The following is an 18,910-nucleotide window of genomic DNA, read 5'->3' on the forward strand; positions in this document are numbered from 1 at the left end:
TCGGCAGTAGTCGCGAACTCCGTGTGGTTTCCCCGCGCCCCATCCAGGAGCGCGGGGAAACCGCGTTTCAAGCCGGGAAACGGCGGTCGACCCACCTCCACAGGAACTCCAGGACGGCCGCCGCCACCGCCGAGATCCCCACCGCGATCCACGGCATCGTCTCGCCGACCAGTTTCAGCGCGAAGAAGTGCTGCAGACCCGGCACCACGAGCACCAGCAGGAACGCCCCGCCCATCGCGGCGACGAGGCAGACCCGCCACCAGGTGTACGGCCGGGCGATGATCACGAGCACCCACATCGAGATCAGGAAGAGCGTCAGCGTCGCGGCGCTCGTCTCCGCGTCCAACGAGCCCTCGCCCGTGTAGTAGTGACGGGCGATCAGATAGGTCACGAAGGTGGCCACTCCGGCGACGACCCCGCCCGGGATCGAGTACCGCATGACCCGCCGTACGAAGTGGGGTTGCGCGCGCTCCTTGTTGGGGGCGAGCGCGAGGAAGAAGGCCGGGATGCCGATGGTCAGGGTGGAGAGAAGGGTCAAGTGCCGTGGCAGGAAGGGGTATTCGACCTGCCAGCACACCACCAGGATGGCCAGCAGCACCGAGTAGACCGTCTTCACCAGGAAGAGGGTCGCGACCCGGGTGATGTTCCCGATGACCCTGCGGCCCTCCGCGACCACCGAGGGCAGCGTCGAGAAGCTGTTGTTGAGGAGGACGATCTGGGCCACCGCCCGGGTGGCCTCCGAGCCCGAGCCCATGGACACGCCGATGTCGGCGTCCTTCAGGGCCAGTACGTCGTTCACGCCGTCGCCCGTCATCGCCACCGTGTGCCCGTGCGACTGCAGCGCGCCCACCATGTCCCGCTTCTGCTGCGGGGTGACCCGCCCGAACACCGTCCCCTTGTCCAGCGACTTCGCCATCTCCTCCTTCTCGTCGGGGAGATGGCGCGCGTCCACGACGGAGCCGGTGAGCCCGAGCTTCCCGGCCACCGCGCCCACCGACACCGCGTTGTCGCCGGAGATGACCTTCGCCTTGACGTCCTGCTCGGCGAAGTAGCGCAGGGTCTCCGCCGCGTCCGGGCGCAGCCGCTGCTCCAGGACGACCAGGGCGGTGGGCCTGGCGTCGAGCTTGACCTCCGGGCCGTCCAGATCACGGGTCGCGCGGGAGAGCAGCAGCACCCGCAGCCCCGCCTCGTTCAGCCGCTCGGTCTCGGCGAGCGCCGGATCCCCGGCGGGCAGCAGGACGTCGGGGGCGCCGAGCAGCCATGTGCTCGACTCGCCGTTGCCCTCGCTGAAGGACGCTCCGCTGTACTTGCGGGCCGAGGAGAAGGGCAGCGACTCGGTGCAGCGCCACTCCTCGCTGTCCGGGTAGGCGGCGATGATCGCCTGGAGGGAGGCGTTCGGCCGCGGGTCCGATTCGCCGAGCGCGCCGAGGACCCTGCGTACGTACGACTCGTCGGCGCCCTGGAGCGGCCGCAGCTCGGTGACGTCCATGCCGCCCTCGGTGAGGGTGCCGGTCTTGTCCAGGCAGACGGTGTCGATGCGGGCGAGGCCCTCGATGGCGGGGAGTTCCTGCACGAGGCACTGTTTTCGGCCAAGGCGGATGACGCCGATCGCGAAGGCCACGGAGGTGAGGAGGACCAGTCCCTCGGGGACCATCGGCACGATTCCGCCGACCGTCCGCGCGATGGATTCCTTGAAATCGTGCTGCTTGACGACGAGCTGGCTGATGACCAGGCCGATCGCGGTCGGGATCATCATCCACGTCACGTACTTGAGGATCGTGGAGATACCGGACCGCAGCTCGGAGTGGACGAGGGTGAAGCGCGAGGCCTCTTCGGCCAGCTGCGCCGCGTAGGCCTCCCGGCCCACCTTCGTCGCGGTGAAGGCGCCGCCACCCGCGACCACGAAGGAGCCCGACATCACCTCGTCGCCGGGGTGCTTGACCACCGGGTCGGCCTCACCGGTGAGCAGTGACTCGTCGATCTCCAGGCCGTCGGCCTCGGCGCAGCTGCCGTCGACGACGATCTTGTCGCCGGGCCCGATCTCGATCAGATCCCCGAGCACGATCTCCGACGTGCTGACCTCGGTGGCGACCCCGTCCCTGCGTACGGTCGGTTTCGCCTCGCCGATCACCGCGAGCGAGTCCAGGGTCTTCTTGGCCCGCCACTCCTGGATGATGCCGATCCCGGTGTTGGCGATGATCACGTACCCGAACAGGCTGTCCTGGAACGGCGCCACGAACAGCATGATCAGCCAGAGCACGCCGATGATCGCGTTGAAGCGTGTGAAGACGTTGGCCTTGACGATCTCGCGCAGGGAGCGGCTGCTGCGCACGGGGACGTCGTTCACCTCGCCCCGCGCGATCCGCTCGGCGACCTCGGCGGCGGACAGTCCCCGCACCTGCCGCGTGTGCGGTATGGGCACGGGGTGAACGGGATCGAGTTCGGCGCCCGCGTCGATGTGCGTCATGCATTCGACGGTACGTGCGGATATACGGCTTCACCTGCCGAGTGCGCCAAAGATCCGACCAGGGGAGGACGGCGACGGCGGGGAGTGATGCCGTGGGTGTAGGGGGAGCTGGTTACTCCGCAGCAGGGGCCGAGCGCTCCGCTTCGGCGGCGGCCTCGGCGGCGGCCCGCTTGAGTGCGGCGTCGCGGCCCCGGACGTACCAGATGCCGATCAGGCCGAGACCCGCGCCGGCCAGGCAGGTCCACAGCCACCACAGGTGCCCGTGGTCGTCGAACCAGCCGTAGAACGGCAGCTGCACCAGGAAGAGGACGAACCAAAGAATCGTGCCGCCCGTGATGGTGGCGACGATCGGGCCCTCCAGGGGCTCCGGCGCCTCGTGCTTGGGGGTCCACTTCGCCATGTGCACAGCTTACGAGGGTCCCGGACCGGCGGTCGCGTGCGGCCGTACGAGCCGGTGCGCGCACCCGAGCCGCCCTTGTATACCAAGTGTCTACGCGCGGAGATAGCGAATTCGACCTCATATGTTCATACTGAAACAGCCTGAGTCTGGCCAGTTGTATTCGTACGAAACACCAACAGCAACATGGGGGAAACCTGTTGGTGATCGAGCGCTGGCGAGACTTGATCACGTTTCCCCCATCCCCCTGCACGTTTGAGGTCACGCATGTCCACCTCGGCCGCCACCAAGGCCTCCGCCCCCCAGCAGCCGGAGCCCCGGCCCGCGCAGGGTGCCCTCGACCGCTACTTCAAGATCTCCGAGCGGGGCTCCAGCATCCCGCGCGAGATCCGCGGCGGTCTCGCCACCTTCTTCGCGATGGCCTACATCATCGTGCTGAACCCGATCATCCTGGGCAGCGCGAAAGACATGTACGGGAACCACCTGGACAACGGCCAGCTGGTCACCGCGACCGCTCTGACCGCGGCCTTCACCACGCTTCTCATGGGCGTCATCGGCAACGTGCCGATCGCGCTGGCGGCGGGCCTGGGTGTGAACACCGTCGTCGCGCTCCAGCTCGCCCCCCGGATGTCCTGGCCGGACGCCATGGGCATGGTGGTGCTGGCCGGTTTCATCGTGATGCTCCTTGTCGCCACCGGTCTGCGTGAGCGCGTCATGAACGCCGTGCCGCTCGGCCTGCGCAAGGGCATCGCGATCGGTATCGGCCTGTTCATCATGCTGATCGGCCTGGTCGACTCCGGCTTCGTCACCCGCATCCCGGACGTCGCGCAGACGACTGTGCCGCTCCAGCTCGGCTCGGACGGCCACCTCAACGGCTGGCCCGTGCTGGTCTTCATCCTCGGCACGCTGTTCACGCTCGCGCTGATGGTGCGCAAGGTGCCCGGCGCGATCCTGATCTCGATCGTCACGATGACGGTCGTCGCGGTGATCATCAACGCCGTCGCCACGATCCCGTCCTGGGGTCTGACCACCCCGAAGTGGCCCGGTAACCCGGTCGCCACCCCGGACTTCGGGCTCGTCGGCAAGGTCAGCCTCTTCGGCGGCTTCGACAAGGTCGGCGTGCTGACCGGCACCCTCTTCGTCTTCACCGTGCTGCTGTCGACCTTCTTCGACGCGATGGGCACGATCATGGGCATCAGCGACGAGGCCAAGCTGACCGACGCGGAGGGTCAGATGCCCGGCATCAACAAGGTCCTCTTCGTCGACGGCATCGCCGTCGCCGCGGGCGGCGCCACCTCCTCCTCGGCCACCACCTGCTTCGTGGAGTCCACGGCGGGCGTCGGCGAGGGAGCCCGCACCGGCTTCGCGAACGTCATCACCGGCGCGCTCTTCGCCGTGGCCCTCTTCCTGACCCCCGTCGCCACGATGGTCCCGTCCCAGGCCGCCACGCCCGCGCTCATCGCGGTCGGCTTCCTGATCATGTCCCACTCGGTCAAGGAGATCGACTGGGCGGACTACACGATCGCCATGCCGGCCTTCGTGACGATGGTGATGATGCCGTTCACGTACTCGATCACGAACGGCATCGGCATGGGCTTCATCACCTTCGTGGTGCTGCGCCTCGCCGCGGGGCGTGGCCGTGAGGTCCCGGTCGCGATGTACGTGGTCGCGGCGGTGTTCGGCTTCTACTACCTGATGCCGGCGCTGGGTCTGACCTGATCGGTCATGGCGTACGGGCCTCACGTACCCCGGTGTTCCGGGCTCATGTGACCCCGTAGAACTTCTCCGTCTCCTCGACCGCGGACTGGAACCGCTCGTCGAAGTCATCGCGAATGAGCGTTCGGACGACATAGTCCTGGACGCTCATTCCGCGTTTGGCGGCGTGGTTTCGGAGCCGGTCGAGCAGCTCCCCGTCTATCCGCAGGCTGAGCACGCTGGTCCCCATGGAGTCGAGGGTCGCCGGACCCCGGCGGGTGAGGGGTCACTTTCCGCAGCGGGCTCACTCATATGAGTGATGTCGAGGTTCAGTGGCGCGGTTCACGGGCACCCCGGTGGTCTTTAGCGAGAGTAATGAGTTACGCTAAAGAACATGCCTGACCTCACCCATGGCGACGACGAGGCCGCCGTGAACGCCTTGCGCTCCGCAGTGATGCGGTTGTCGCGTCGACTCAAGCACCAGCGGGTCGACGAGTCGCTGAGCCCCACCGAGATGTCGGTGCTCGGCACCCTTGCCCGCTGCGGCACCGCCACGCCGGGCGAGCTCGCCCGCAAGGAGCATGTGCAGCCGCCCTCGATGACGCGCATCGTCGCGTTGCTCGAAGCCAAGGAGCTGGTCAGGCTGGAGCCGCACCCCGAGGACCGGCGCCAGAAGGTCGTCACGCAGACCGACAAGGCCGAGGCGATGCTCGAAGAGAGCCGCCGCAAGCGGAACGCGTTCCTGGCCGGACTGGTCGAGGCCCTCGACGAGGACGAATGGGCGAAGGTCCGCGAGGCCGCCCCCGTCCTGGAGAAGCTCGCACAACTGTGACCCCTGGCGGCTCTCTCCCGGGAGGGCCGCCGCCAAGAAGCTTCCACGAAGGCTTGCGAGAAAGCCGCCGAGGAAGCCGCCGAGAAAAAGAAGAGCGCCGACGCCGTCCCATGACGCCGACGTCAACGACTGCCTAGGAGGCGAGCCCTGTTGAGTACGGGACCCGGAGCAGATTCCGCCCCCGCACCAGCCGCCCACGACTCCCCGCCCGCCCCCGACCGTTCCACCGGCGCTTCCGTGTCCACCGGAGTTTCCGTGTCCGCTGACTCTTCCAGGCCCGCCGACTCTTCCGACGCCACCGGATCAACCGGCTCGGCCGGCTCCTCCGGATCGACAGGATCGCCCGGCTCGTCCCCCTCCTCCTCGATGTTCAGCTCGCTGAAGATCAGGAACTACCGCCTCTTCTTCCTGGGCCAGGTCGTCTCCAACACCGGCACCTGGATGCAGCGGATCGCCCAGGACTGGCTGGTGCTGAGCCTGACCGGCTCGTCCGCCGCGGTCGGTATCACCACCGCGCTGCAGTTCCTGCCGATGCTGCTCTTCGGGCTGTACGGCGGTGTCCTCGTCGACCGTCTCCCCAAGCGGCCCACGCTGCTCGTGACCCAGACGGCGATGGCCCTCACCGGCCTCGCGCTCGCCTTCCTCACCCTCTCCGGCCATGTCCAGGTGTGGCACGTCTACCTGGCGGCCTTCGCCGTCGGTATGGCCACGGTCGTCGACAACCCGGCCCGCCAGACCTTCGTCGCCGAGATGGTCGGCCCCGGCCAGCTGCAGAACGCGGTCAGCCTGAACTCGGCGAACTTCCAGTCCGCCCGCCTGGTCGGCCCCGCGGTGGCGGGCCTGCTGATCACCGGCGTCGGCACCGGCTGGGCCTTCCTCTTCAACGGCCTGTCCTTCGTGGCCCCCCTCGCGAGCCTGCTGCTGATGCGCTCCCGCGAACTGCACGTGGTCAAGCGGGCGCCGCGCGGCAAGGGCCAGCTCCGCGCGGGACTCCACTACGTCGCCGGCCGCCCTGAACTGATCTGGCCGATCGTCCTCATCGGCTTCATCGGCACCTTCGGCTTCAACTTCCCGGTCTGGCTGTCGGCGTACGCGGACGACATCTTCGACGCGGGCGCCGGCGCGTACAGCCTCTTCAACACGCTGATGGCGCTCGGCTCGCTGGCCGGCGCGCTGCTCGCCGCCCGTCGCGGCACGGCCCGGCTGCGCGTCCTGATCGCGGCGGCCGTGGCTTTCGGCCTGCTGGAGGTGGTGGCTGCCGTGGCCCCGTCGCTGTGGCTCTTCTCCCTGCTCATGATCCCGATCGGGATCTTCGGGATGACGGTCAACGTCACCGCGAACACCTCGGTCCAGATGGCCACCGACCCCGCCATGCGCGGCCGGGTCATGGCGCTGTTCATGATGGTCTTCATGGGCGGATCGCCCCTGGGCGCGCCCCTCGTCGGCTGGGTCACCGACGCCTACGGCCCGCGCGTCGGGTTCGCCCTCGGCGGCCTGATCTCGGCGGCGGCCGCGGTCACCATCGGCCTGGTCCTGTCCCGTGTCGGCGGCCTCCGCCTCTCGGTCGGCTGGCACCACGGCCACCCGCAGGTCCGCTTCGTCCCGAAGGAGCAGCGGGAGCTGGCCACGGCAGCGGCATAGGCCGGACACCTCCGGGGGGCCTTGGCCGGACCTCGGCCGGGCCTTGGCCGGACTGGCGGACTACAAGCGCCGGGCCAGCACCTGGCCCGGCCAGTCGCCGACGGTGAAGGTCTCCGTCGGGGTGAAGCCGTTGCCCTCGTAGTACGCGACGAGCCTGCCGTCGCCGCCCGCGTAGCAGTCGAGCCGCAGCAGGGACACGCCGTGGCGGCGCGCCTCGTCGACGGCATGGGCGAGGAGCGCGCCGCCGACCCCGCGCCCCGCGAACCGGCGGTCGGTGACCAGGGAGTGCACATACAGCTCGGGTTCGCCGGCGGGGGCGACCTCCGGCCCCGGCCGACCGGTCAGCGTCATCGTGCCCGCCGGTTCGCCGTCGATCTCCGCGATCCACGGGGTGCCCTCGGCGAGGATCCGCCGCACCTGCTCCACTGCCTCGGGGTGCTGAACCAGGCGATCTGGAGCAGGGCGTTCGTCTCCGTGTACGTGTTCTCGTGCGCCTGGGAGCGGGACTCCCACACCCCGACGACCACCATCGCGAGGACGACCGCGTAGATCACCCCGACCTGCGCGTACACGAACCCCAGCACCTCGTTGTTCGGCTTCCGCTTCGCCAGCGGCATGACCCGGGCGACGGCGAACAGCGCCGCGGTGGCCGCCGCCGAGCAGACCAGGAGCAGCAGGATCCCGAGCATGGGCATACGACGTTCCCCCCGTCGACGTACACATCCACCTATGTACGTGGATACCTCCATGGTGCGGGGAGGGTCGCCCGGTGATCCATTCCCTGGAAGGGTGACGTCATGAGACTGTTTGCGGCGGTGCTGCCTCCGGACGACGTGATCCGCGAACTCGCCACGGAAGTCGACGAGTTGGAGCGGCTGCCGGGCGCGCACGACCTGCGCTGGACGGGCCGCCCCGGCTGGCACTTCACGCTCGCCTTCTACGGCGAGGTGGACGAGGAGATCGTCCCGGACCTCTCGGAACGGCTGGCGCGCGCGGCCCACCGTACGGACCCGTTCCCGCTCTCCCTGCGCGGCGGCGGCCACTTCGGCGGGCGGGCGCTGTGGGTGGGCGCGGCGGGTGACGTGGCGGCCCTGAGGCTGCTGGCCGGCCGGGCGGAGGCGGCGGCCAGGAAGGCGGGCGTCGCGACGGGGGAGCACCGGCGGTACCGCGCGCATCTGACGGTGGCCCGCAGTCGTGCCGTCGCCGACTTCAAGGCGTACGTCACTGTCCTGGGCGCCTTTGCCGGGCGGGAGTGGACGGTGGGTGAGCTGTGTCTCGTCCGCAGCCATCTGCCGAAGTCGGGGGTGCGGGGGGAACAGCCTCGCTACGAGACGCTGGCGAGCTGGGCGCTGGGGGTGGGCGCGGGGGCCGGAACGGGAGCTGGAACGGGGGGCGGTTAACCTCGATGGCGTGAACCCGAAGACCCGTAACCGGATCATGGCCGGTGTGCTTGTGCTGATGTTCGTCGTGGTGGCGGTGGCGGCGGCGGTCAGGTAATACCCGACCGCCACCGCTGCGCTCCGCTGGGTGGAGCCGGGGAGCTGCGGGTTGTTCTTTGACTGCCGGCCGGCTGTGGCTGGTCGCGCAGTTCCCCGCGCCCCTAAAAGGGGCGCTCCTGTCGGCGCCTCTTTTACCAGGCGAACGCCTCCGGCGACGGGCCCGGGCCCGGGAAGATCTCGTCGAGCGAGGTCAGCAGGTCGTCGCTCAGCTCCAGTTCCACGGCCCTCACGGCGGACTCCAGCTGCTCGGCCGTGCGGGGGCCGACGATCGGGCCGGTGACGCCGGGGCGGGTGAGCAGCCAGGCCAGGGCGGCTTCGCCGGGCTCGATGCCGTGCTTGTCGAGCAGGTCCTCGTACGACTGGATCTGTGCGCGGGAGGAAGGGTTGGCCAGGGTGTCGGCGGCCCGGCCGGAGGCGCGGCGCCCGCCCGTGACCTCCTTCTTGATGATCCCGCCCAGTACACCGCCGTGCAGCGGGGACCAGGGGATGACCCCGAGTCCGTACTCCTGCGCGGCCGGGATGACCTCCATCTCGGCGCGCCGCTCGGCGAGGTTGTAGAGGCACTGCTCGCTGACGAGGCCGATGGTGCCGCCGCGGCGGGCGGCGGTCTCGTTGGCCTGGGCGATCTTGTAGCCGGGGAAGTTGGAGGACCCGACGTAGAGGATCTTGCCCTGCTGGATGAGGGTGTCGATCGCCTGCCAGATCTCCTCGAAGGGCGTGCTGCGGTCGACGTGGTGGAACTGGTAGACGTCGATGTAGTCGGTCTGGAGCCGCTTCAGCGACGCCTCGACCGCGCGCCGGATGTTCAGCGCGGAGAGCTTGTCGTGGTTGGGCCACGGGTCGCCGTCGGCGGCCATGTTGCCGTACACCTTGGTGGCGAGGACCGTCTTGTCGCGGCGGTCGCCGCCCTTGGCGAACCAGTTCCCGATGATCTCTTCCGTACGGCCCTTGTTCTCGCCCCAGCCGTACACGTTCGCGGTGTCGAAGTAGTTGATCCCTGAGTCCAGCGCCGCGTCCATGATGGCGTGGCTGTCGGCCTCATCGGTCTGCGGACCGAAGTTCATCGTGCCGAGAACCAGTCGGCTGACCTTGAGTCCCGTGCGTCCGAGCTGCGTGTACCTCATGACTCCTTAGCCAACTCCTTAGAGCACGCTCAAGGCAAGAGAGCACGCTCAAGGCAGGGCGCCACTTTGCTTTTTCCGGGAAAGTGTGAGCACATTCCGCGCCGCTTTATTGCTGTGCTCACAAAACCCTGGGGTTCGTCAAGCGCGAGAAGCACCACATTGGATTGCCGAGAATTACGTCGGCTCCAACGAGCCGTGGCTGTTAGGGTGGAGACCCGTCCCGGGGTGCGAGTTGTGCCGTGTCGGCACCTCACCCCGGATTGCATTGTGTGGGCGTCCCGTTTCGTCGGATTCCGTTCGCCCCGGCTTCTCTCTCGGAATGGAAGTTGACTTTTCGGGTCGCTTTCTCTCTCCGGGGAAATGTTTCCAGCCCACCTTTGGAGTATTTCCATGTCTGCGTCTGCCGACAGCACGGCTGTCATTGCCCCGGTGGGGCCGGACACCTCCGGCCCCGCTTCCGGTGGCCGACATCTCGGACTCGCCCTCGTCGTGATCGCCGCGGCCCAGCTGATGGTCGTTCTCGACGCCACGATCACCAACATCGCCCTGCCCGCCATCCAGACCGACCTCGGTGTCTCCGACGCGAACCTGGCGTGGGTCGTCAACTCGTACGCGCTGGCCTTCGGCGGGCTGCTGCTGCTCGGTGGCAAGGCGGGTGACCTGTTCGGGCGGCGGAAGATGTTCCAGGCCGGTATCGCCGTCTTCACGCTGGCCTCGCTGCTCGGCGGGCTCGCGCCGAACGAGGGCCTGCTGATCGCCGCCCGTATTCTGCAGGGCGTCGGCGCCGCGCTGGCCGCGCCCAGTGCGCTGGCGCTGATCACCACGACGTTCCCGGCGGGCAAGCCGCGCAACACGGCCATGGGTGTGTACGCGGCCATGGGCGGTGTCGGCGCCACCGTCGGCCTGCTGCTGGGCGGCACGCTCACCGACGTACTGGACTGGCGGTGGGTGTTCTTCGTCAACATCCCCATCGGGCTCGCGGTGCTGGCGGGGACGCGGACCCTCGTCGAGGCCGAGCGGCACCCGGGGCGCCTCGACGTGCCCGGCGCCATCACCGGCACGGGTGGGCTGATCGCTCTCGTCTACGGCATCACGCGCGGCGGTGAGCACGGGTGGACCAACGGGCTCACGCTGGCCTCCTTCGCGGCGGCGGCCGTGCTGCTGGTCGCCTTCCTCCGGCTCCAGGCGCGGATCACGAACCCGATGATGCCGCTGCGGCTGTTCAAGGACCGTAACCGGTGGGGCAGTTACGCCACGATGCTCTTCATCGGCGCCGGTATGTTCGCCACCTTCTATTTCCTCACGCTGTATATGCAGCTGATTCTCGGCTACAGCCCGGTCAGGACCGGGTTCGCCTATCTGCCGTTCAGTTTTGGAATGGCGGTGGCCGCGGGCGTCAGCTCGAAGCTGGTCGCCCAGGTCGCCCCGCGGGTGATCGCCGGGCCGGGGCTGCTGGTGGCGGCGGTCGGCATGTTCTGGTTCGCGACGCTGGAGCCGGACTCGTCGTATGCCGGGCATCTGATGCCCGCCATGTTCGTCACCGCGCTCGGGCTCGGCATGAGCTTCGTGCCGATGACCCTCGGTGCGGTGAGCGGCGTGTCGCACGAGGACACCGGCATCGCCTCGGCGCTGCTGAACACCGCCCAGCAGATCGGCGGCGCCCTCGGTCTCGCCGTCCTGTCGACCCTCTCCACATCGGCGGCCGACGACCAGCTGCCCGAGGCCGCCGGGTCCCTCTACCGGGGCCTGGCCACCAAGGACTTCGCCCTGGTCGCCAAGGCGGGTGACGCGGTGACCCACGGCTACACCGTGGCGTTCGCCGCGGCCGCCGGCATGTTCCTGGCGGGACTGGCCGTCACCGCCCTGGCCGTCAACGCCGGGAAGCAGCAGCACGTCGAGGGCGCGGCCCCCGTCCACATGGGCTGACGTTCACCCCACTACGACGAACCGGCGCGAAGACCACGCCCCGCCGTCCCGCGCGGGACGGCGGGGCGTGGTCTTCGCGCCACTGGAGTACCCGATGAGCGACCAACCGCACCTCGAACCCCCGCCGGTCATCGCCGCCCTCACCCGGGCCTTCGCCCTCCTCGGCAAGCGCTGGAACGGCCTGGTCCTCGCCGCACTCGCCAAGGGCCCGGCGGGCTTCGGCCAGGTACGCGAGCGGGTGCCCGGCATCAGCGACCGCATGCTCGCCGACCGCCTCCATGAACTGGCCACCGCGGGCCTCCTCACCCGCACCGTGCTCCCCGGCCCACCGGCCCGCTCCCAGTACGCCCTCACCGCACACGGCAGGGCCTTCCTCATCCCGCTGGCCGCCCTCGCGTACTGGGCGGAGGACCACCTGCCGCCGTACGCCGAACAGCGGGACGATCGGGGCACCGGCCAACTCCCGCCCGGCGAAACCCAGTTGTCCCACACCCCCTGATCCGCTTGGCTCGTCCCCGTGACCGCACCCGACGCACTCAGCGCACTCGTACGCCCGGACCGCTATCCCCGCTCCTCCGCCTACGACCCCGCCTGGCTGCTCGGCCTCGACATGGGCCCGAACCCCCTGTGGCTGCTGGAGGACCTCGCCCAGGACCTGGACCTGCGGCCGGGCATGCGGGTCCTCGACCTCGGGTCCGGGAAGGGGGCGACGTCGGTGTTCCTCGCACGGGAGTACGGCGTCGATGTCGTCGCGGCCGACTGGTGGGTCGGGGCGGAGGAGGCGGCGGCCGTCTTCGCGGCGGCGGGCGTCGACGGCCAGGTGGAGGCCGTACGGGCCGAGGCGCATCAACTCCCCTTCGAGGAGGGGAGTTTCGACGCGATCGTCAGCATCGACGCGTTCGAGTACTTCGGCACGGCGGACAACTACCTGCCGTATCTGGTGCGATTCCTGCGCCCCGGCGGCCAACTGGGCATCGCCACACCCGCGTTGACGCGCGAGGTCCGGGAGATGGGGGCGATTCCCGCGCACATCAAGGCCCTGGTCGGATGGGAGGCGATCGCCTGGCACACCGCCGAGTGGTGGCGGTTCCAGTGGGAGATCACCGAGCTGGTGACGGTGACGTCCGCGCGGCTCCAGGAGGATGCCTGGCGGGACTGGCTGCTGTGGACCCGGGCATGCGCGGAGCACCTGCCCAAGGCGCGGGCCGCGCACCAGCCCGTCATCGACATGCTGACCGCCGACGCGGGCGCACACCTCTCCTTCGCGCTGGTGACCGCCGTCCGGACCTAGCCGGACTCAGGACATACCCGGTGTCACCCCGCGCCCAACGGGTCACCCTGGACGAGCGCGTGCAGGTGCTGGTCGTGCCAGCCGTCCGCGTGCAGCAGCGCGCCGCGCTGGGTGCCTTCGAGGGCGTATCCGGCCTTGGCCGCCACACGGCACGACGCCGGGTTGGCCACCGAGTGGCACAGCCGCAGCCGGTGCAGCCCGAGCTCCTCCAGGGCCCACCCGCTGAGGCGCTTCACGGCCTCGACGGCGACACCGCCGCCACGGGCCGCGGGCAGGATCCAGTAGACGATCTCGGCGCTGCCACCGGTGAGGTCGATACCGTTCCAGCCGATGAGCCCTACGGCCTCGCCGTCACCGTCACCGTCCGACCGTGCGATCGCCCAGATCGCGCCCTGCTCGGCCTGCCAGCGCTCGTGCATGCGCTCGATCCTCTGGCGGGCTTCCTCCGGTGACGCCACCTGGAAGAGGTTCCACTGGCGGATGGCCGGGTCCTGGCCGGCGGCCAGCAGGGCGTCCGCGTCGCTGGGGCGCCAGGGGCGCAGCTCCAGGCCCAGCTCATGGGGGAGTTCGAGCACCGGTTGTGGGTGCCGGGCCAGGTGACCTGCCGGGACGACGGGGGGTATGGGGGAGTTGGCGATCATCGCGGCATCGTGCCATACGCTCCGCGGGTTAGTCGCGGGGGAAATCCTCGGTGTGGAGCGTGAGGCCAACCACGGTGTTGGTGAGGTCCACTGCGGCGCCGAACGCGACTTTCGTCTCAGTCGTGTAGTCGCCGTCCTTGGGCTGAGTGAACAGGCGGCACCTGTGCTGGTAGGGGTCGACGATGAGGTAGACGGGGACCTCGGCGAGGGCGTAGGTGAGCTTCTTGGGACCGTAGTCCTTGGCGGCGGTCTTCTTGGAGATCACCTCGGCGACGAATTCCACGTCCTCGTACTGCCAACGCCCCTCGGGACTCGTCTCCGACCCGTCGCGGAGCTTCGCCACGTCCGGGGCGAAGCCGTTCAGCTTGCCGGGAAAATCGATGCGCACGTCGGAGAGGACGTTCACGTTCATGCCGAACTTGTCTTCCAACGCCCGCACGATCCGGCGAATGATCTGCCAGTGGATGTCCCGCTGAGGCGCCATGTAGATGTTCCCCCCGACGATCTCGACCTTGTAACCCTCGGGGACGGGCATCTTCTCCAGAGCCTCGAACATGACGTCGAGCGTGAGCCCGGCATCGCTGTCGATGCTGTCGGCCATCGCGATCCTGTCTTCAAGGACGGTCATCGTGGCGCTCCTCCCCGGCTGCCTCCGCACGAGTACAGCCGCGCAGTACAACGATACGCACGGTGACCAGGGCACGCCGGGATTCGGTCAGGCGGTTTCGGCCGTGTACGGCTCGCCCAGGTCCCACGCCTGGTACATGGCCTCCGCGAACCCCTCCGCGATCTTGTGCTCGCCGCTCGCGTTAGGGTGCGTGCCGTCGTACGTGTCGAAAGTGATGTCGTACGAGGCCGGCGGCGACGCCAGCAGAAGCGGCGAGCGGGGTTCGTCGAGATCGGCGACCGTCTTGGCGAGGAGCTCGTTGAAGGAGGCGACCTCGGCGGCGAAGGGGGCGTCGGACTCGGCGCGGACGTTCGGTATCACCGGGAGCAGGACCATGCGGACGCGGGGGTTCGCGGCGCGGGCCTCGGCGATGAAGGTGCGGGCGTTCTCCGCCGTCTGGGCCGCGTTCGTGTAGAAGCCGAGGTCGATCAGGCCCAGGGAGACCAGCAGGACATCCGCCCGCTGCGCGCGCACCGCCTCGCGGATCAGCGGGGCCATGTGGAGCCAGCCCTCGCCCCAGCCGGCGAGGTGGGCGCGGGGGAAGTCCGGGTCGGCGTACTCGTACGAGTCGGGGGAGTCCGTCGCCTTGTCGTAGAGCGTCTCGCGAGGGCCGACGATCTTGAACGGGCCCCCGCACGTCGCGCGCAGGTGCTGCCACATTCGGTAACGCCATGTGTGTTCGCCCGCGCTACCGATCGTCATGGAGTCGCCGACGGGCATGAACCTGAGCATCCGCTCATCATGGACGATCAGCGGGGGTGTCCCGGGCCGTGGGGGTGTGAGGCTGGACACGCGCCCGGCCCGACCTGTGAACCGTGGGTGAGGGTGACGTGAACGGTCGGCCGGGATGGCAGGCTTGGGGCCATGCGCCGATCGCCTTCGTTCCTCGCCGGAGCCCTCCTCGTCGTCGCCCTGGCGGCGCCGGCCGTCGCGGACAGCGGGGACGACGGGTTCACGATCAAGGACCCGAGGATCACCGAGTCCAGCGGCCTCGCCGCATCGCACGCCCACCCCGGCATCTACTGGACCCACAACGACAGTGACGACGGGGCCTACTTGTACGCCGTCGACAGCAGCACGGGAAAGACCGTCGCCACGATCACCATGACCGGGGTCGGCGCCCCGCGCGACGTCGAGGCCATCTCCATCGGGCCCGACGGCGACCTCTACGTCGGCGACATCGGCGACAACCTCGGCGGCAAGTGGCCGTACGTCTGGATCTACAAGCTGCCCGAGCCCAAGGTGCTCAAGGACCAGACGATCCACGCCACGCAGTACGTCGTGAAGTACGCGGACGGGCCCCGCAACGCGGAGGCGCTGATGGTGCACCCGAAGACCGGGCGCGTCTACATCGCCGACAAGGACGAGGACGGCGGCCACCTCTACGAGGGCCCCGCCCAGCTCTCCTCCACCGGCACGAACGTCTTCAAGCCCGTCGCCACCATCGACCTCTGGGTCACCGACGGCGCCTTCTCGCCCGACGGCAAGCAGCTCGCCGTACGCGGGTACTTCGGCGGGATCGCGTACACGTGGAACGGCGGGAAGATCAAGCGGCAGGGGCGGCTGAACGTTCCCTTGCAGGGGCAGGGCGAGTCGATCACGTACAGCGCGGACGGGACGAAGCTCATGTACGGGAGCGAGGGCGCCGACAGCGGTGTGCAGCCGGAGAGTGCGCCCGGGTCCAGCGGGTCCGGGTCCGAGTCACCCTCGAAGGGCGGGAGTTCGGCGAGCGCGGACGGCAGCGGCGACGGCTTGGGCGGCAGCGTCAAGTTCGGCGCGCTCGCTGTCGCCGTCGTCCTGGGCGCGGGGTTCGGCCTTCGGAGGCTGCTCCGCAGGAGCTGAGTCCGCGCCGCCCGCCAAGCGTGGGTCCGAGCTGGTCATTCGCGAGCTCTGGGCAGGGCGTCTACGCCCCGGTTTCGTCCTCGGCCACGGCGATGGCGAATCCGAGGGCCTCGGTGATGTGGGCGGCCGCCGACATGACCCGGGCGGTGCCGACGATCGGCGCGATCGCGACCAGCACATCCTGTACCTGGCTCGCGGTCAGGTTGGCCTTGATGGCGGGGTCGATGTGGGCGAGGTAGGACACCGGCGGTGCGTCGATGGAAACGAGCGCGGCGATGCGGGTGAGGATGAGCATGTCCGGGGACAGTCCGCAGCGCTCGATCGAGTCGAGGGTCATGGCGGCCAGGGTGTCGAGGACAGGAGTGTCGGATGAGGTCGTCATGCTGGGTCAGCTCCTGGGGGTGTGTGGGTGCCGACGCGTCAGTGGCAGGAAGAGATCCGCTGCGTCGAAAGTCCTGTGCTCGACCGTAGGGACGTTCGGCTCCGAGTGCATCTCGAGAACGGCGGCTCGAAACCGAGCGGGCCGCACCAGGCAGGGTGCCAACCACGCACACCCGTGCCCTCTGGCCCGACCCGACCAGGCTCGCGCGCTGCCTGTCGGGGGAGGGCAACCCCGTCACAGGGCTTGACGTGTCCATGCGCCATCCGTTCCATGGAGGGTACGCGGCGCATGGGAGCGCTCCCATCCTGTTCCGGGGCCGCGCCTCCCCGAGAGGAACCCGCACATGTTCCGCAGCTTGCGAAGAGCGCTGTGCGTCGCTGCCGCCGCGCTCCTGTTACCGCTGGCGGGCGTCCAGTCGGCGGGCGCCGCCGTGGCTCCCGGCGCCGGTTACTGGCACACCAGCGGCCGCCAGATCCTCGACGCCGCGGGCCAGCCCGTACGCATCGCCGGGATCAACTGGTTCGGCTTCGAGACCGGCAACTACGTCGTCCACGGCCTCTGGTCGCGCGACTACAAGAGCATGATCGACCAGATGAAGTCGCTGGGCTACAACACGATCCGGCTGCCCTACAGCGACGACATCTTCAAAAGCGGCACGGTCCCCAACAGCATCGACTTCTCCAGCGGCAAGAACGCCGACCTCCAGGGCCTCAACTCCCTCCAGGTCATGGACAAGCTGGTGACGTACGCCGGCCAGGACGGCCTCAAGGTCATCCTCGACCGGCACCGGCCCGACGCGGGCGGCCAGTCGGCGCTCTGGTACACCTCCGCCGTCCCGGAGTCGACGTGGATCACTGACCTGAAGGCCCTTGCGGCGCGTTACGCCGGACAGGACACCGTCATCGGCATCGACCTGCACAACGAGCCGCACGATCCCGCCTGTTGGGGCTGCGGCGACACGGCGACGGACTGGCGGCTGGCCGCGCAGCGGGCCGGGAACGCCGTGCTGTCCGTCAACCCGGATCTGCTGATCTTCGTGGAAGGCGTGCAGACGTATGCCGGTGTCTCCGGCTGGTGGGGCGGCAACCTGATGGGTGCCGGGCAGTACCCGGTGCAGCTGAACGTGGCGAACAGGGTCGTGTACTCCGCGCACGACTACGCGACGAGCGTCGCGCAACAGAGCTGGTTCAGCGATCCGTCGTTCCCGGACAACATGCCGGGGGTGTGGGACAAGTACTGGGGTTATCTGTTCAAGCAGAACATCGCGCCCGTGTGGGTGGGCGAGTTCGGTACGACGCTGGCGTCGACGGTGGACCAGAAGTGGCTGGCGGCGCTGGTGAGCTACCTGCGGCCGACGTCGACGTACGGGGCGGACTCGTTCCAGTGGACGTTCTGGTCGTGGAATCCCAACTCCGGTGACACGGGCGGGATTCTGAAGGACGACTGGGTGAGCGTGGACACGGTGAAGGACGGGTATCTGGCGAGCGTCAAAGCGCCGCTGTTTCCCAGTACTGGTGCGGGTGGCGGGGGCGGCGGCGGTGGCGGGAGTACGGCCGCCTGCAGCGCCGCGTACACCGTCAGCAGCGACTGGGGCAGCGGGTTCAACGCCGCGGTGAAGGTGACCAACACGGGGACGAGCGCGATCAGTTCCTGGAAGGTGACGTGGACCTGGAGCGGGTCCCAGCAGGTGACGAACATGTGGAACGCGTCGTACACCCAGAGCGGTTCGACCGTGACGGCGGTGAACGCCGCCCACAACGGTGCGATCGCGGTCGGCGGTTCGGCCGACTTCGGGTTCGGCGGCGCGCCCGGGGGCGGGGGTGTACCGAGCGTGACGTGCACGGCGGCATGAGAAAAGGGCGTCCGGTGTGTGCCGGGCGCCCTGGTCGCCGTATCCGGGGCTCAGCTCCTGACCGGCAGGAGCGCGTGCTTGCCGCGGAACATGGGCGCGTTGAGCAGGCTGACGCCGTTGTGGTGGCGGCCGCGCAGGTAGAACAGGGGCCCGGCCACGAACGTCGCGAAGATCGCGAGGATGCTGAAGGGGAACAAGGCCGGGTACGACTGGCCTTCGGGCAGGGTCTTGCCGCCCTGGTGGACCGCGTAGGCGAGCGCGGCGACGAAGACGACCACGGACAGTGCTGCCAGGACGAGGTACACGGCGGCGGCCCGGCGGGTGCGTGACTCGGCGTGCACCTCCGCCACCAGGGCGGTCTCGCACACCGGGCAGGTCAGCTCCACCTTCTGCTTGCCTGTCTGCGGCCGGCGCACCTGGAAACGGCTGTCGCGCCAGCTGACCGAGCGCGTCGCCGGCCGGACCACGCCGCCGGAGACCTGGTCGCTGACGATGTGCCGTACGGCCACCTGCACCATGCCCGGTATCGGTCTGTTCATGTCCCCCGCAGTCCCCTCCGTCGCACGGCCCGATGCGGGCCCATGGGGCACACAGTGTCGGGCGCGCGATGGAGGGGACTCAACGGCTCGCGGAGGCCTTTGCCTTGACCATGCC

Annotated in this window: 19 protein-coding genes and 1 pseudogene; 9 read left to right on the forward strand and 11 right to left on the reverse strand. The window is 69.2% G+C overall.

From position 1 onward, the window contains the following. Nucleotides 1-67 precede the first annotated feature (67 nt). Nucleotides 68-2,467, reverse strand: a complete 2,400-nt coding sequence (locus OIC96_RS26670; protein WP_330305429.1) for a cation-translocating P-type ATPase — start codon at nucleotides 2,465-2,467, stop codon at nucleotides 68-70. Nucleotides 2,468-2,579: 112 nt separating this feature from the next. Further along, nucleotides 2,580-2,867, reverse strand: coding sequence for a DUF2530 domain-containing protein (locus OIC96_RS26675; protein ID WP_327429668.1), 288 nt, complete (start codon nucleotides 2,865-2,867; stop codon nucleotides 2,580-2,582). Nucleotides 2,868-3,131: 264 nt separating this feature from the next. Here OIC96_RS26675 and OIC96_RS26680 point away from each other — a divergent pair, with 264 nt between their 5' ends. Beyond that, nucleotides 3,132-4,583, forward strand: a complete 1,452-nt coding sequence (locus OIC96_RS26680) for an NCS2 family permease (RefSeq protein WP_330305428.1) — start codon at nucleotides 3,132-3,134, stop codon at nucleotides 4,581-4,583. Nucleotides 4,584-4,626: 43 nt separating this feature from the next. Here OIC96_RS26680 and OIC96_RS26685 read toward each other — a convergent pair whose 3' ends face one another. Beyond that, a complete protein-coding gene (locus tag OIC96_RS26685; RefSeq protein ID WP_327429666.1) occupies nucleotides 4,627-4,809 on the reverse strand; it encodes a ribbon-helix-helix protein, CopG family in 183 nt (60 codons plus the stop codon). A gap of 144 nt (nucleotides 4,810-4,953) precedes the next feature. On the opposite strand from OIC96_RS26685, the gene OIC96_RS26690 reads away from it, so the two are divergent. Both OIC96_RS26690 and OIC96_RS26695 read left to right on the forward strand, forming a co-directional pair. Next, the gene (locus OIC96_RS26690; protein WP_330305427.1) at nucleotides 4,954-5,391 is read left to right on the forward strand and encodes a MarR family winged helix-turn-helix transcriptional regulator; all 438 of its coding nucleotides are present in this window, start codon (nucleotides 4,954-4,956) and stop codon (nucleotides 5,389-5,391) included. A 366-nt stretch (nucleotides 5,392-5,757) separates the two neighbouring features. Continuing rightward, nucleotides 5,758-7,032: an MFS transporter gene (locus tag OIC96_RS26695; RefSeq protein WP_330310162.1), complete on the forward strand. Its 1,275-nt coding sequence runs from the start codon at nucleotides 5,758-5,760 to the stop codon at nucleotides 7,030-7,032. Nucleotides 7,033-7,092: 60 nt separating this feature from the next. Here OIC96_RS26695 and OIC96_RS26700 read toward each other — a convergent pair whose 3' ends face one another. Continuing rightward, the gene (locus OIC96_RS26700) at nucleotides 7,093-7,545 is read right to left on the reverse strand and encodes a GNAT family N-acetyltransferase (RefSeq protein ID WP_406501750.1); all 453 of its coding nucleotides are present in this window, start codon (nucleotides 7,543-7,545) and stop codon (nucleotides 7,093-7,095) included. After that, nucleotides 7,536-7,781: pseudogene (locus tag OIC96_RS49925) on the reverse strand (bestrophin-like domain); the annotation flags it as partial. The pseudogene OIC96_RS49925 and the gene OIC96_RS26700, both read right to left, overlap by 10 nt. Nucleotides 7,782-7,829: 48 nt before the next feature. Here OIC96_RS49925 and thpR point away from each other — a divergent pair. Then, complete coding sequence (gene thpR / locus OIC96_RS26710) at nucleotides 7,830-8,432, forward strand: RNA 2',3'-cyclic phosphodiesterase (protein WP_330305425.1); 603 nt, start codon at nucleotides 7,830-7,832, stop codon at nucleotides 8,430-8,432. A gap of 230 nt (nucleotides 8,433-8,662) precedes the next feature. Here thpR and OIC96_RS26715 read toward each other — a convergent pair whose 3' ends face one another. Next, nucleotides 8,663-9,655 carry an aldo/keto reductase gene (locus OIC96_RS26715; RefSeq protein WP_330305424.1) on the reverse strand — a complete coding sequence of 331 codons (993 nt, stop codon included), beginning with the start codon at nucleotides 9,653-9,655 and terminating at the stop codon, nucleotides 8,663-8,665. Nucleotides 9,656-10,045: 390 nt separating this feature from the next. Here OIC96_RS26715 and OIC96_RS26720 point away from each other — a divergent pair, with 390 nt between their 5' ends. From OIC96_RS26720 to OIC96_RS26730, 3 genes are all read left to right on the forward strand, one after another. Then, entirely contained in the window at nucleotides 10,046-11,581 is a 1,536-nt protein-coding gene (locus OIC96_RS26720) for an MFS transporter (RefSeq protein WP_330305423.1), read from the forward strand. Between the two features lie 94 nt (nucleotides 11,582-11,675). Next, nucleotides 11,676-12,080, forward strand: coding sequence for a winged helix-turn-helix transcriptional regulator (locus OIC96_RS26725; RefSeq protein WP_330305422.1), 405 nt, complete (start codon nucleotides 11,676-11,678; stop codon nucleotides 12,078-12,080). Between the two features lie 18 nt (nucleotides 12,081-12,098). Then, nucleotides 12,099-12,872 (forward strand): SAM-dependent methyltransferase, encoded by a 774-nt coding sequence (locus OIC96_RS26730; protein WP_330305421.1) that lies wholly within the window; start codon nucleotides 12,099-12,101, stop codon nucleotides 12,870-12,872. Nucleotides 12,873-12,895: 23 nt separating this feature from the next. Here OIC96_RS26730 and OIC96_RS26735 read toward each other — a convergent pair whose 3' ends face one another. The 3 genes from OIC96_RS26735 to OIC96_RS26745 all read right to left on the reverse strand — a co-directional run bounded on the left by OIC96_RS26735 (nucleotide 12,896) and on the right by OIC96_RS26745 (nucleotide 14,912). Then, nucleotides 12,896-13,513 carry a GNAT family N-acetyltransferase gene (locus tag OIC96_RS26735; protein ID WP_330305420.1) on the reverse strand — a complete coding sequence of 206 codons (618 nt, stop codon included), beginning with the start codon at nucleotides 13,511-13,513 and terminating at the stop codon, nucleotides 12,896-12,898. Nucleotides 13,514-13,541: 28 nt separating this feature from the next. Continuing rightward, nucleotides 13,542-14,141 (reverse strand): Uma2 family endonuclease, encoded by a 600-nt coding sequence (locus tag OIC96_RS26740; RefSeq protein ID WP_330305419.1) that lies wholly within the window; start codon nucleotides 14,139-14,141, stop codon nucleotides 13,542-13,544. Between the two features lie 87 nt (nucleotides 14,142-14,228). Continuing rightward, complete coding sequence (locus OIC96_RS26745; protein ID WP_327429652.1) at nucleotides 14,229-14,912, reverse strand: SGNH/GDSL hydrolase family protein; 684 nt, start codon at nucleotides 14,910-14,912, stop codon at nucleotides 14,229-14,231. Nucleotides 14,913-15,044: 132 nt separating this feature from the next. Between OIC96_RS26745 and OIC96_RS26750 the strand changes: the two genes are divergently transcribed. Next, complete coding sequence (locus OIC96_RS26750; RefSeq protein WP_330305418.1) at nucleotides 15,045-16,022, forward strand: WD40 repeat domain-containing protein; 978 nt, start codon at nucleotides 15,045-15,047, stop codon at nucleotides 16,020-16,022. A gap of 61 nt (nucleotides 16,023-16,083) precedes the next feature. Here OIC96_RS26750 and OIC96_RS26755 read toward each other — a convergent pair whose 3' ends face one another. Beyond that, the gene (locus OIC96_RS26755) at nucleotides 16,084-16,404 is read right to left on the reverse strand and encodes a carboxymuconolactone decarboxylase (RefSeq protein WP_330305417.1); all 321 of its coding nucleotides are present in this window, start codon (nucleotides 16,402-16,404) and stop codon (nucleotides 16,084-16,086) included. A 343-nt stretch (nucleotides 16,405-16,747) separates the two neighbouring features. Here OIC96_RS26755 and OIC96_RS26760 point away from each other — a divergent pair, with 343 nt between their 5' ends. After that, on the forward strand, nucleotides 16,748-18,256 hold the full coding sequence (locus OIC96_RS26760; protein ID WP_330305416.1) for a cellulase family glycosylhydrolase: 1,509 nt from the start codon (nucleotides 16,748-16,750) through the stop codon (nucleotides 18,254-18,256). Between the two features lie 50 nt (nucleotides 18,257-18,306). Here the strand turns inward: OIC96_RS26760 and OIC96_RS26765 are convergent, their stop codons facing one another. After that, the gene (locus OIC96_RS26765) at nucleotides 18,307-18,795 is read right to left on the reverse strand and encodes a hypothetical protein (protein ID WP_330305415.1); all 489 of its coding nucleotides are present in this window, start codon (nucleotides 18,793-18,795) and stop codon (nucleotides 18,307-18,309) included. Nucleotides 18,796-18,910: the final 115 nt, after the last annotated feature.

It is taken from the genome of Streptomyces sp. NBC_00775 (assembly GCF_036347135.1).
GTDB classification, from domain to species: Bacteria; Actinomycetota; Actinomycetes; order Streptomycetales; family Streptomycetaceae; genus Streptomyces; species Streptomyces lutosisoli.